Source organism: Caulobacter sp. GW821-FHT11E10, assembly GCF_058808375.1.
In genome coordinates this window covers 236,691-249,736 of record NZ_JBXARP010000010.1, presented here as the reverse complement: position 1 = coordinate 249,736, position 13,046 = coordinate 236,691, and the positions used below count along the sequence as shown (strand labels likewise).

Genomic DNA, 13,046 nt, shown 5'->3' with positions numbered 1-13,046 from the left:
GCCGGGACCCAGGGGCAACCGCAGTGCGCCGACCCCTGGGTCCCGGACAGCCTCTGCGAGGCTTCCGGGATGACGGGGGTTTTGAAACGCTGAAAACCTAACCCGCCCGCCTCAAGAACGGCACCTTCGTCGTCCGATACGTCGCCGCCCTCCAAGCCCACTCCAGCGGGCCGTAGGCGAAGCGCTTGAACCACAGCTGCGCCACTACCGCCTGGAGCAGCAGGAAGCCCACCCCCAGCCACAGCGCCGTCGCTTGCGGCAGGGTCTTCCAGGCGCCGAGGCCGAACCCGTAGAACACCGGGACCCAGATCAGCGACTGGGCGACATAGAAGGTCAGGGTCATGCGGCCCATCGGCGCCAGCAGGCGCAGCGCCTTGCCGGCGAAGCCCAGATAGGCCTCGACGATCAACAGCACATAGGTCCCCATCACGGTCAGGTCGAACCAGCCGCCCAGCAGGTTGCCGGCGACGACGCGCGCCATGCCGGGCTTGGGCGTTTCGGGCAGCAGGGCGGTCAGGTGCGGCTTGGCCAGATAGATCGCCAGGGCCGTCGCGGCGAGCACGGCCAGGGCGATGCGGCGCGACTTGGCGAAGCGTTCGGGCGTCTCGAAGAAACCGGCGCGTCCCAGGATCAGTCCGACCAGGAACAGCCCCAGCACCAGGCTGAGCCGCCCGGTCTCGATGAAGAACCACCACTTGGTCAGCTGGCTTTCGAACAGGTTGGTCTTCAGCACGGTGAGGAGGTCGGCGCTCTGGTAGAGGGCCAGGGCCGGGTCGGTCCAATGGTTGGGCGGCTGGTTGGCGAAGGCCGCGCCCGAGGCGGCGAGAGCGATCTGCACCCACATCCAGGGCTGCAGCAGGAACAGCGCCGCCGCGCCGATCAAGACCTTGGTCGACGCCCGATGGAACGGGATCAGCGGGATGCCCATCAAGGCCAGCACCACCAGGATGTCGCCGCGATAGACCAGGCCGTGCAGCACGCCGATCAGGCCCAGCAACGCCATGCGCCAGACGAAGCGCCCTGAGAAGTCCTCGCCGCGCCGGTTGGCCCGGTCCATCAGGATGAAAAAGCTGAGCCCGAAGCACAGGGCCAGCAGCGAGAACGCCTTGCCCATCATCAGGGTGGTGACCAGCGTGTGGGTCAGGTTGTCCCCGGGCGAGACCCAATAGATCTCGAACTGCTCGAACATGTGGACCATGAACACGCCGATCAGGGCGAAGGCTCGCAGCGTGTCGATCAGAGCGTTTCGATCGGGCAGCACATTGCGCGCGGACGCGGCCGGCACGGCGTCGGTCATGGTCGAGATCCCCCCATGGCGCGCCAGATTGGCCTGTCTAGCGCTGTCATTGGTCTGACCTTGCCGGCGCGGCGACGCTTGTCAACCGGTCTGGGCGATCTGGCGTGGCGAGAGCTTCGTGATAGGCTCGGGGCATGAGCAAGCCAGCCAAAGCCAATCAAGTCACGGTGCAGCTTTCCGCGGAGGACGCGGCCGACCTGATGGCGCGGGTCGAGCGCGGTGAGTTCGCCTCGCTCGACGAGGGCGTCGCGGCGGAGTTGGCCGAACTCAACTATCGGCGGGCCGCCGAAATCGTCGGGGGCGCCGAGGCGCTGGAAGCGCTGTTGGATGAGCTGGACTTCGATCTGGTCGATCCGGACGAAAAGGTCGCCGGCAACATCTCGCTGTCCGAGATGCTGACGAACCTGAAGGCGCAGGCCAAGGCCGCCGACGAGTGAGCCAGGATTTCGACTTCGACGCCGTTGTCGTCGGCGCGGGCGCGGTCGGTCTGGCCTGCGGCTACGCCCTGGCCAAGCGCGGCCTGGTTGTCGCCGTGCTGGAGGAGCAGGGCCACATCGGCCAGGGCGTCTCCTCGCGCAATTCCGAGGTGATCCACGGCGGGCTCTACTATCCGACCGGGTCGCTGAAGGCCAAGCTGTGCGTGCTGGGGCGGCGGCGGCTCTACGAATTCCTCGACCTGCACGGCGTCGACTACAAGAAGTGCGGCAAGCTGGTTGTGGCCACCAGCGACGACGAGATCGCGCGCCTCGACGCCATCTGGGACCAGGCCCTGGCCAATGACGTCGAGGGCATGGAGCGGCTGACCGGCGAACAGGCCCGGGCGATGGAGCCCGGCCTCAACGCCCATGCGGCCCTGCTGTCGCCCGAGAGCGGCGTCTTCGCCAGCCACGACTACATGCTGGCCCTGCAGGGCGAGATCGAGACGGCCGGCGGGGCGGTGGTGCTGTCCACGCCCTTCGAGGGCGCCGAGCCCTTCGCCGGCGGCGGCTTCAAGGTGCGGGCGGGGGGCGCGGACCCGACCAGTCTCACCTGTCGCCTGCTGGTCACCGCGCCGGGCCTGTCGGCGCAGGACGTGGCCGGGCGCATCGAAGGCTATCCGGCCGACCGCATCCCCAAGGCCCACTACGGCAAGGGGGTCTATTTCCGCCTGACCGGCAAGGCGCCGTTCCAGCGCCTGATCTATCCGCCGCCGATTCATGGGGCGCTGGGCACCCACTATCGCAACGATCTGGGCGGCCAGGCGGTGTTCGGGCCGGACCTCGAGTACGTGCCCACGCCGGACTACTCGGTCGATCCAGGCCGGGCCGAGGCCTTCGCCGCCTATATCCGCAAGTTCTGGCCCGCCCTGCCGGATGGCGCGCTGACGCCCGACTATGCCGGGGTGCGGCCGAAGCTGCATGGTCCGGACGAGCCGCAGCCCGACTTCCAGCTGCGCGGCGCTGACGATCACGGCCTCACCGGCCTGGTGGCCCTGTTCGGCATAGAGAGCCCCGGCCTGACCAGCTCGCTGGCCATCGGCGAGGACGTGGCCGAGCGGCTGCTGGGATAGGCCCCGCGCGCCCTTCGGGGTGACGCGAAAAATGGGCGACCATGACCCATTGTTCACGTTCGAGGTCGCCGAACGTCGTGTTAGCAATTCCGCCTGCGGAGTTTCTGGGACGAGGGGCGTTCATGGGTCTGGGGTTCAAGGCGCTGCTGTGCGCCGTGTCGGCGGTCGCGTTGAGCGCGTCCATGTCTTCCACCGCGCTGGCCGCCGATGCGCGGCCGTCCTTCGCCGAGCCGGCCCTGTCGCCGGACGGCGGTGAGATCGCCTTCGCCTCGGGCGGCGACCTGTGGACCGTGCCCGCCGCCGGCGGTCAGGCGCGCCTGCTGGTCACCGACGAGGCCACGGAGTCGCGGCCGCTCTATTCGCCCGACGGCAAGTCGCTGGCCTTCGTCTCGACCCGCTCGGGCGTGGCCAATCTCTACCTGCTGACCCTGGCCACCGGTGAGGTGCGCCGCCTGACCTATGGCGACAGCGCCGAGAGCCTGGACGGCTGGTCGCGGGACGGGAAGTGGGTCTACTTCACCTCGGGCGTGAACGACGTCGCGCGCCAGGGCGACATCTTCCGCGTCGCCGCCAGCGGCGGCACGCCCTTGGAGGTCAGCCGCGAGCGCTTCCTGAACGAATTCGAGAGCGCGCCCTCGCCGGACGGCAGGTCGATCGCCCTGATGGCCCGGGGCCTGTCGAACACCCAGTGGTGGCGCAACGGCCACTCGCACATCGACGAGACCGAGCTGTGGCTGAAGCCGCTCCAAGGCAATGGCGACGGGGTGGGCTATCAGAAGCTGCTGCCGTCAGGGGCCAAGCAGGCCTGGCCGATGTGGAGCCCGGACGGCAAGGCGCTCTGGTACATGAGCGACCGGGGCGGAACCGAGAACCTGTGGCGCCTGCCGCTGGGCGGCCAGCCGCAGCAGGTCACCCGCTTCAGCGACGGCCGCGTGCTGTGGCCGACCATCGGCTATGACGGCAAGACCATCGTCTTCGAGCGCGACTTCGCCGTCTGGTCGATGGATACCGCCACCGGCAAGACGACCAAGGTTCCGATCGCCTTGCACGGCGCGCCGGCCGCCGAGGGCGAGACCCACAAGAACGAGACCAGCTTCGACAGCCTGGCCCTGTCGCCCGACGGCAAGAAGCTGGCGATCGTCGCCCACGGCGAGCTGTTCGCGGCCTCGACCAAGGACGGCGGCGCGGCCCAGCGTGTCAGCCGCACCCCGATCCTCGAGCGCGACCCGGTCTGGTCGCCTGACAGCAAGCGCCTGATCTACGTTTCCGAGCGCGACCGGGCGGCCAATCTCTACGCCTACGACTTCGCGACGAACCAGGAGACAGCCCTGACGACGGGTGCGGCCCGTAGCACGGTTCCGGTCTGGTCGCCGGACGGCAAGGTCCTGGCCTATGTCCGCGACGGCAAGGAGGTCCGGGTGATGACCTTCGACCCGGCCGGCAAGGTCGCGACGGATCGGGTGCTGTTCCAGGGCCCGCTCGGGGGCTTCGACGAGTCGCCGCTGACCTGGTCGCCGGACAGCCGCTGGCTGGCCTTCACGGTCAGCGACCGCAAGGCGTTCGACAACGTCAACGTCGTCTCGCTGGACGGCGGCGCGGCGCGGCCAGTGACGTTCCTGGCCAACGGCAATGTCGGCAAGGTCGCCTGGTCGCCGGACGGCAAGTACATGCTGGTCGACATGGGTCAGCGCAGCGAGGACGCCAAGATCCTGCGCGTCGACCTGCTGCCCAATGTCCCGAAGTATCGCGAAGACGCGTTCCGCGATCTCTTCAAGTCGGTCGACACGCCTGACAAGCCGACGCCAGGTCCGGACTCCAAGGCCGAGCCGGCCAAGACCGATGCGCCGCCCAAGCCGGTCACGGACGCCAAGCCGGCCGCGCCGAAGAAAAGGGTCGAGCCGGTCCGCATCGTGTTTGAGGGCATCCGCGAGCGCGCGTCCTACCTGCCGCTGGGCATGGACGTCGCCAATCCGCTGATCAGCCCCGACGGCAAGGTCCTGGTCTTCCGCGCCCGCCAGGCCGGCCAGAGCAACTTCTACACCTACAATCTGGACGAACTGGCCCGCGAGCCGGCGGTGCCGGTCCAGTTGACCTCGACCCGCAAGCCCAAGGGCGACATCGCCTTCTCGCCCGACAGCAAGGAGGTCTGGTTCCTGGAAGGCGGCTCGATCGTCACCACCCCGGTCGACCAGCCCAAGCCGCGACCCGTGGCCGTCACCGCCGAGCTGGACATCGACTTCGACGCCGAGAAGAGCGTGGTGTTCGAGCAGGCCTGGGGCGTGCTCAACCGGGGCTTCTACGATCCCAAGTTCCACGGCGCGAACTGGGAGGCGCTGCGCCAGCAGTGGACGCCCTACATCGCCGGCGCGCGGACCGGCGACGAGCTACGCCGCAACATCAACCTGATGATCGGGGAGCTGAACGCCTCGCACTCGGGCATCGGCAAGCCGGTCGATCCCGCCGTGCAGATCGTGCGGGCGGCCAATCTTGGCCTGCGTTTCGACCGCGACGCCTACGAGGCCGGCAAGGGCTTGGTGATCCGCGAGGTCGTGGCCCTGGGGCCGGCGGCGCTGGAAGGCTCGATCAAGCCGGGCGAGACCCTGGCGGCGGTCAATGGCGAGCAGATCTCCCCCGGCGTGAACCTCGACCGCCTGCTGCGCGGCCTGGCCAACAAGCGGACGGTCCTGACCATCGCCGACACGGCCGGCAAGACCCGTGAGGCGGTGGTGCGGCCGGTTCCGACGACCACGGCCACGGGCCTGCTCTATCGCCAGTGGGTCAACGACCGACGCGCCTATGTCGACAGGGTCAGCGGCGGCAAGCTGGGCTATGTCCACATCGCCGACATGTCGGACGGCTCGCTGGCCCAGCTCTATATCGACCTCGACGCCCAGAACCAGGGCAAGCAGGGCGTGGTCATCGACGTGCGCAACAACAACGGCGGCTATGTGAACGGCCACGTGATCGACGTCTTCGCGCGCCGCAACTACCTGATGATGACCGCGCGCGACCGCTTCCCGGTGCCGTCCCGCCAGAACCTCGGCCAGCGCGCCCTGGGCCTGCCGACCGTACTGGTGACCAACGAGTCGTCGTTGTCGGACGCCGAGGACTTCACCGAGGGCTACCGCTCGCTGGGCCTGGGCAAGGTGGTCGGCAAGCCGACCTCCGGCTGGATCATCTTCACCGGCGGCCGCCAGCTGATCGACGGCTCGACCGTGCGCCTGCCGTTCATCCGCATCGAGGACCTGCGCGGCCAGAACATGGAGCTGAACCCACGTCCGGTGGATGTGGACGTCGAGCGGCCGCTGGGCGAGACGCTGAGCGGTACGGATGCGCAACTGGACGCGGCGGTGAAGACGCTGCTGGGGAAGTAGGCAGGATCCTCGCCCCCGATGCGGGGGAGGTGGCCCAGAGGGGCGGAGGGGGCCAGCTCGGCCGACCTCCGGCTAGCCCCCTCAGTCGCTCCGCGACAGCTCCCCCGCACCGCAGGGGAGCATCTAACCGCCCCGCTCCCGCGTTGACAGCGTGACCGCGCCCCACGATGGTCGCCGCCCGTAACGCTTCGCCCGGAGCCCGCCTTGACCAACATCCTGCACGCCATGCTGGGCAAGGGCCTGGGCGGTCTCGAGCAGGTGTTCCTCGACTATCAGCCGATCCTCGAGGCCTGGGCCGAAAAGCGCGGCGGCCGCTGTGTCGGGGTGGTGCGCAAGGGCGGCAAGATGGCGGCGGCCCAGGCCGCGCGGACCCCGCCGCTGGCGACCATGCCGGCCTTCACCGACTGGGACCCGATCACGCAGGGCGCCGCCCGCGCCCTGGTCAAGTCCAATGGGCCGCGCTTGATTCTCAGCCACGGCCAGCGTCCGGCCCGGATCTTCGCCAAGGCCGCGCCGGCCGGCGTGGTTCAGGCGGTCTGCGTCCACAAGCCGGTCTTCGACGTGACACCCGGGACGCACTATCTGTGCGTGGGCCAGCATCTGGCCAATCTGGCGCTCGAACGCGGCGCGCCGGCCGACCACGTCCACTTCATTCCCAACGCGGTGAAGCCGCCGACCGCCGAGGCTTACCCCTTCACAGGTGACGAGAGCCAGTCGATCAAGATCGTCGCCGCCGGCCGCCTGCACACCAAGAAGGGTTTCGACGTCCTGATCCGCGCCGTCGGCCGGCTGCGCGCCTGGGACTACGACGTCACCTGCGAGATCGCCGGCGAGGGCGACGAGCGCGACGACTTGCAAGCCTTGATCAAGGAATTGGATCTCGAAGACTGCGTGAAGCTGATCGGCTGGACCAGCGACGTCTCGGGCTTCCTGGCGACCGGCGACCTTTTCGCCTTCCCGTCGCATCAGGAGGGTTTCCCGCTGACCCTGCTGGAGGCCATGGCCGTGGGCTTGCCCGTGGTCGCCTCCGAAATCGACGGGCCGATCGAGATCCTCAAGGACGGCGTCAACGGCCGCCTGGCGCCCGACGACGATCCCGACCGCCTGGGCGAGGCCCTGGGCGAACTGATCAGCGACCGCGACACCGCGCGCCGTCTGGGCGCGGCCGCTCGCGCGCTGGTGCTGGACCAGTACGGTCCGGACCAACTGGCGCGACGCTTGGAAGCGGCCTTGGACGGAATGCTCTGACGGGGTTGATGCGAAGCGCGCTTGGGCGTATGACCCCCGTCCGTCCCGGCGATGGCTGGGTAGCTCAGATGGTTAGAGCGGTGGATTCATAACCCACAGGTCGGCGGTTCGATCCCGCCCCCCGCCACCACCGGGACGGCAAATTCCCTTACATTCCAGAATCTTGCAGGTCAGGCGCAGACCGCCTTCTTGAGAATTTCGTTCGCTCGACTCTGCCACCCAGGGCCGGATGCGCGCAGCTTTTCGAGGACCTCTTGGTCGAGCCTTAGAGTGACCTGTTGTTTGGGACGCTCGGATTTCGGACGTCCTGGGCGCGTCAGCGTGCCATTGGCGGGCCTGATGACCTTGCCGCCAATACTGAACTGGGCTCGATCGAATTGATCATCGGTCCATTCGGGAGCGTCATCCGGATCGATCCACGAACTCTCCGAATCTTCTTTGTTCTCTGGCATTGCATTTCCTCATGGAGATGATGCGCCGTGCTTTTCCGCGTGGCGTCCAAATGACCATAACTAGGCGCGCGCCCAGCAGGCCGACCGTCTGAAACCGTTCTTCTCCATAGTCCTCGCGATCATCGAGGGCTGTGAATTCCGGTCCGTCGAAAAGGGACGCCGCATCGGCGAAATCCAGGCCGCGATGCTTCAGCGTTTGGCGACGTTTCTCCTCGTCGAACTCGATATCCATGTCGGAAGTATCCTTCTCGACGCAAATATCGCATGGGTTGCATAAATTTCAACTTATCGCGCCATGGGTGTGCTAGCTGGATTTTTGTAGTTACATTAATAGTCCAATCGGCGACGCTGAGCAACGCGGCCGCCGCGCCGCCCGTTGTCGCGTCATGGCGCGCGCTCCCAAGATCTTCACCTGGTCGGACGGCTTTCACCGCTACACCGTGGCGGCGACGTCGCGCGCCAAGGCCCTGGCGGCCTGGGAGACCGATCGCGATCTCTTCAAGGAAGGCGTGGCCCAAGAGGCGCCTGATGCGCCCGACGCGACGGCGGCTCTGGCCGCGCCCGGCGCGGTGATCCGGCGGGCCGAGGGCGGGTTGAAGTCCGCGATCGAGAGGCTGCCGAAGCCCAAGGTCAAGAAGGTTGATGTCGCCGCCGAGGCCAGGCGGAAGCAGGCGCTCGCCGAAGCCGAAGCCGCCCTGGAGGCTGCGGAGGTCGAGCAACGCGACGCCGAAGCCGACCTGGAACGCCGCCGGCGCGCGCTGGAGGCCGAGGCGGTGGCTCTTACCGACTCCTGGACGACGCGACGAACGAAGCTGGAAGCGGCGATCCGGCGGCTGCGACCGTGATCGGGACACGGCCGCGCAGACCTCGGCTCTCCAGATAGTCGAGCAGGACGGCGGGGTGGTCGGTCTGCACGATGCTGACGCCCTGGTCGATCAGCCGGCCCCAGGCCTTGTGCGGATCGCGCAGCGCGTGGCGGTCGCCGGACCGGTCCAGCATCGCCTTCCAGCCCTTGTCGGCCAGGGTGTTGCTCCAGACCCGGATCCGCGCGGCGCGGGCGGCGTCGCGAACGGCGACGAAGCCGTCGCGCCTCAGCGAGACCAGCTCGACGGCGGGGATGTGGCGCAGGCCCGAGGCCTGCCGGGCGGTGATGAGACGAAGACCGGCGGGCGCCTTGCCGGCCACCATCGGCATGAAGGCCAGATCCCGGTACAGCGGCTGATCGGCCATCGGCGGCGCGCCCGGGCCGGCCTTGGCCTTGAACAGCACCCAGTCGCTGGCCCCGACCCGGCGCGCGACCTCCGCGGCCTGCGCGGCGTGCGGACCCTTGAGGTCGAGATTGACCAGGATGCGTCCGCGCGCGGCCGTCAGGGCGGCTTCGAGCGTTGGCGGCGCCTCGCTTCCACCGTTGAGGCTCAGGGCCTGGAGCTGGACCAGGGTCAGATCGGAGACGCGACCCTTGCCGTCCGTGGTCCGGTCGACCTTGGCGTCGTGCATGATCACCAGATGGCCGTCGCGCGTGCGGCGCACGTCGATCTCGACAAGGTCGACGCCCAGGGCCATGCAGCGTTCGAGGGCGGCGATGGAGTTTTCGGGGACGGGATGCTCGTAGCCGCGGCTCGGCGCGGGCTGGTGGCAGGCGCGGTGGGCGACCACCAGGACGCCGTCGGCCGGATCGTAGAGGCGCTCGCGCGGATCGGCGGCGCAGGCCGATCCCGCCACGGCCGCAACGGCCAGAGCGAACGCAAACACGGGAAGTCGCATGGTCTCAGCCCCCGAGCCTTCCCGGCTGCATGACCGATTCACGCGACAGGCGTGCGGCAGTTCGGGCTCATAAGGATGACGTCGCCGGTGGAGCTTGGCCGCCGTGGAGGGGGTGCGACATTCTGTCTTGGGTGCGCGCTTCCAAACACCGCCTTCCTCGCCCTTGTGGCGAGGACCCATGGTCCCGCTAGGCTCTGCATTGATCAGCGCGCGCCGCAGCGGATGGCGTGCATACAGTGGCGTCATGGCCGCTGAACGATGGGCCCTAGGCACAAGGCCTAGGGAGGCGGGGACTATTGATTGCGTGGGAGGCTCAGGCCTTCCGGAACCCTCGCAGCACGTTCGCCTCGGTGCTGAGCTGCAGCTTGGCGTAGTCGATGCGCGGCGTGTCCGCGAACAGCAGATAGTAGTATTTCATCTGCTCGGACCACCAGTAGCCGGGGCAGTTGTCGCCCTGGGTCATCGGCTTGGTCGTGATGTCCTTCAGCGCGGTGTAGCCGAAGGCCGCGCGGCTGGTGGCCTTCATCTGGCGATAGTGGATCGCGGCCAGCTGGCGATAGCGCTCGTCGCGGTCGATCAGCCACAGGTTCAGGCAGGCGTCGGGATATTCCGGGCGCAGGCCGGTGTGCTTGCGGCGCGGCTGACGCGTGGCGACGTCGATCGATTCCGGAATGATCCCGAACGTCGCCTGCATCTCGGTGAACGAGGCGAGGTAGTCGTCGCCTTCTTTCTTGCGACCGACCTGGCCCAGGAGGCCGGCATAGTAGCCCGCCAGTTCGCTCTGGGCGGTGTTCAGCACCGCGCCGGTCTCGAAGTCGACCATCGGGAACCACAGGCGGCCGTCGTAGCGCTTGGCCTGGTGGGCCAGCTGGGCGGCCACGCACTCCTGCGCCCAACGCTTGCAATCCTCGTCGCCGAACAGCTCCCAGGCGTCCCACAGATATTCGTAGAAGCTGTCGGCATAGACGTCGATGCTGGCCGAGCGGCTGATGAATTCGCCGGTGCGGGCGTCGATATTGGCGGCCATCAGGCCGATCTTGGAGCGACGATCCAGGGCGTGCTTCATGGCCCGCTTGGCGATCTTGAAGTAGCGGTCGTCGCCGGTCAGCTGGCTCAGCACCCCGAACTCGGTGATGTAGGTGCCGATCTCGGCGAGGTTGGTCGCGGGATCGCGGACCGCGCCGGTCTTCAGGTTCACATAGCGCCAGGGCAGACCATCGGGCGAGGCCTCGAAGGCCTTCAATAGCCGGTCGGCCAGGTCCTTGGCCTTGGCCAGCAGCACCGGATCGCCGCAGGCCAGGTGGGCCGAGATCAGGCCCCCGACCAGGCGGATATTGGTCTCGAAGACCTGGGCCTCGCCGTTCACATCGAACGACAGGCTGGACTTCACCCAGTCCACTCCAGCCTGGAACTCGGCGTCCAGGCCCATGATCCACAAAGTGTCCAAGGCCTCGACGAGCGAGAGGCCCAGGTCATGGCCTTCGACGAAGAACGACTGCGACGTGCCGCTGACCGGGTTGATCTCGTCCTTCCCCCAGGCCTTGGCGACATAGCCCCGCCAGGCCCACTGGAACTCGTCGCGGACATCGGCGGCCAGCGCCTTCCAGTCTTCCTTGACGGCTTTTGGCGGCGCGGCGGCGGCCAGGCCCGGCGCCAGGCCGGCGGCGATGAACGAACCAAGGGCGGAGCGGCGCGTGAGTCGGGCGAGCGTCATGACGCAAGCCTACCGGCGGTCGCGGGTTCGCACGAGAGGGGGAAAGCGTCCGGCCGGAGCTCAGGAGCCCCGGCCGGCGAAGGCGTCCGACGTGTGGGATGCGTCGGAAAGGGATAGTTGCAGTAAGGACGTCGCGGGAAGCGGCGACCCGCCATGAGTCGGGCTTCGATCGCCTCAGTCCGGCGCCAGGGGCGGCGCCTCGGGCGTTTCGGGCAGGCGGGCGCTCAGCGCGCAACGCAGGCCCTCGGGATGGTAGTCCATGGTCGCCGCGCCCTTCAGCTCGCCGCGCAGGCTGCGTTCGATGAGCCGGGAGCCGAAGCCCTTTCGCGTCGGTCGGACCACGGGCGGCCCGTCCGCCTCTGTCCAGGCCCCTTCCAGGGCCCGAGTCTGGGGATCAAAGGTCCAGGTCAGGGTGACGCGGCCGTCGGCGTTGGAGAGCGCTCCGTACTTCAGGGCGTTGGTGGCCAGCTCATGAAAGATCAGGGCCATGGTCAGGGCCCCGCCCGGTTGCAGCCGGACCGACGGACCGTCAAGGCTGACCCGGGCGCCCGCCTCGTCGAACGGGCGCAGGGCGCGCTCGGCCACGTCGCGCAGGTCGGCGCCGTGCCAGCTCTCGCGGGTCAGGATGTCGTGCACGCGCGACAGGCCCAGCAGCCGCGCCTCGAGCTTCTCGAAGGCGGCCAGCGGGTCGGGCTCGTTGCGCAGGGTCTGGGCGGCCATCGACTGCACGGTGGCCAAGGTGTTCTTCACGCGGTGGTTCAGCTCGTTGACCAGCAGGCGCTGCTGGGTCTGGTGGCGCTCTCGGGCGCTCTCGGCCTGTTTGCGCACGCCGATGTCGGAGAGGATGATCAGCATGTGCGGCGGCTGGTCGGCGGGACGGACCAGCGAGACGGTCAGGTGCAGCCAGAGGATATCGCCGGGATCGGGACCGTCGGCCGGTCCGTCGAAACGGCGGTCGGCCGAATAGGTCTCCAGATCGCCGGACCACAGGGCCGCGCCGTCGGCCAGGGCCTGGGCCATGTCCGTCTCGTGGACCATCGAGACCAGGCGTCGACCCAGCAAGGCCTCGCGGTCACGGCGCAGGATGGCGCAGAAGCTGTCATTGGCTTCCAGGATCTCGCCGTCCTGGGCCAGCCGCGCCACGCCCATGGCCGTCTGGTCGAAGATGGCGCGATACCGGGCTTCGGCGGCCTCCAGCTGTAGCCTGGCCTGGACGCCGGCGGTGACGACCTCGGTATAGAGGATCAGGCCGCCGATCTCGCCGTCGTCGCGCCGCCAGGGGGCCATGGACCAGCGGATCCATTCGGTGCGGCCTTCGCGGTCGACATAGGGGTCGCCCTCGTGGCGCAGCTCGACGCCGTGGGCGATGACCTGGGCGTGCAGGTCGCGCCACTTCTGTGGGACTTCGGGAAAGACGTCGTAGTGTCGGCGGCCAATCAGCGGCAGGTCGGCGGGCAGGTTCTGGTCGGTCAGGTACTGCCGCGAGGCGGCCAGATAGCGCATCTGGCTATCGAAAATCGCGATGCCCAGCGGCGCGTGTTTCAGGGCCGTAGTGACGCTTGGGGACGCAGACAGGGCGGGCGCTTCGTCGATCATCGCAAGGGCATCGTACCGGTAAGGCATGGCTTCGGAAGGCGGTTTCTCTGAC

At 68.3% G+C, this 13,046-nt stretch carries 11 protein-coding genes and 1 tRNA gene; 6 read left to right on the top strand and 6 right to left on the bottom strand.

The genetic code is table 11. The features are described from left to right. Positions 1-97: 97 nt before the first annotated feature. A complete protein-coding gene (locus tag AC1RRV_RS21325; protein ID WP_492861649.1) occupies positions 98-1,297 on the bottom strand; it encodes a DUF418 domain-containing protein in 1,200 nt (399 codons plus the stop codon). 134 nt (positions 1,298-1,431) lie between these two features. Here AC1RRV_RS21325 and AC1RRV_RS21320 point away from each other — a divergent pair, with 134 nt between their 5' ends. The 5 genes from AC1RRV_RS21320 to AC1RRV_RS21300 all read left to right on the top strand — a co-directional run bounded on the left by AC1RRV_RS21320 (position 1,432) and on the right by AC1RRV_RS21300 (position 7,598). Beyond that, positions 1,432-1,734, top strand: a complete 303-nt coding sequence (locus AC1RRV_RS21320) for a hypothetical protein (RefSeq protein WP_492861648.1) — start codon at positions 1,432-1,434, stop codon at positions 1,732-1,734. Further along, positions 1,731-2,846, top strand: a complete 1,116-nt coding sequence (locus tag AC1RRV_RS21315) for an NAD(P)/FAD-dependent oxidoreductase (protein WP_492861647.1) — start codon at positions 1,731-1,733, stop codon at positions 2,844-2,846. Before AC1RRV_RS21320 ends, AC1RRV_RS21315 begins: the two co-directional genes overlap by 4 nt. 182 nt (positions 2,847-3,028) lie before the next feature. Continuing rightward, a complete protein-coding gene (locus AC1RRV_RS21310) occupies positions 3,029-6,220 on the top strand; it encodes a S41 family peptidase (RefSeq protein ID WP_492861646.1) in 3,192 nt (1,063 codons plus the stop codon). Positions 6,221-6,424: 204 nt separating this feature from the next. Continuing rightward, entirely contained in the window at positions 6,425-7,468 is a 1,044-nt protein-coding gene (locus AC1RRV_RS21305) for a glycosyltransferase (RefSeq protein ID WP_492861645.1), read from the top strand. Positions 7,469-7,521: 53 nt separating this feature from the next. Next, positions 7,522-7,598 (top strand) — tRNA-Met (locus AC1RRV_RS21300). 40 nt (positions 7,599-7,638) lie between these two features. Here AC1RRV_RS21300 and AC1RRV_RS21295 read toward each other — a convergent pair. Continuing rightward, positions 7,639-7,920, bottom strand: a complete 282-nt coding sequence (locus AC1RRV_RS21295) for a BrnA antitoxin family protein (RefSeq protein ID WP_492861644.1) — start codon at positions 7,918-7,920, stop codon at positions 7,639-7,641. Then, positions 7,871-8,152: a BrnT family toxin gene (locus tag AC1RRV_RS21290; protein ID WP_492861643.1), complete on the bottom strand. Its 282-nt coding sequence runs from the start codon at positions 8,150-8,152 to the stop codon at positions 7,871-7,873. The genes AC1RRV_RS21295 and AC1RRV_RS21290 overlap by 50 nt, the downstream gene beginning before the upstream one ends. A gap of 154 nt (positions 8,153-8,306) precedes the next feature. Between AC1RRV_RS21290 and AC1RRV_RS21285 the strand changes: the two genes are divergently transcribed. Continuing rightward, positions 8,307-8,765, top strand: coding sequence for a hypothetical protein (locus AC1RRV_RS21285; RefSeq protein WP_492861642.1), 459 nt, complete (start codon positions 8,307-8,309; stop codon positions 8,763-8,765). Here the strand turns inward: AC1RRV_RS21285 and AC1RRV_RS21280 are convergent. The 3 genes from AC1RRV_RS21280 to AC1RRV_RS21270 all read right to left on the bottom strand — a co-directional run bounded on the left by AC1RRV_RS21280 (position 8,701) and on the right by AC1RRV_RS21270 (position 12,994). After that, positions 8,701-9,684, bottom strand: coding sequence for a glycerophosphodiester phosphodiesterase family protein (locus AC1RRV_RS21280; protein WP_492861641.1), 984 nt, complete (start codon positions 9,682-9,684; stop codon positions 8,701-8,703). The two genes, AC1RRV_RS21285 and AC1RRV_RS21280, sit on opposite strands and share 65 nt — an antisense overlap. A gap of 313 nt (positions 9,685-9,997) precedes the next feature. Beyond that, on the bottom strand, positions 9,998-11,398 hold the full coding sequence (locus tag AC1RRV_RS21275; RefSeq protein WP_492861640.1) for a glycoside hydrolase family 47 protein: 1,401 nt from the start codon (positions 11,396-11,398) through the stop codon (positions 9,998-10,000). 174 nt (positions 11,399-11,572) lie between these two features. Beyond that, a complete protein-coding gene (locus tag AC1RRV_RS21270; protein WP_492861639.1) occupies positions 11,573-12,994 on the bottom strand; it encodes a sensor histidine kinase in 1,422 nt (473 codons plus the stop codon). Positions 12,995-13,046 lie beyond the last annotated feature (52 nt).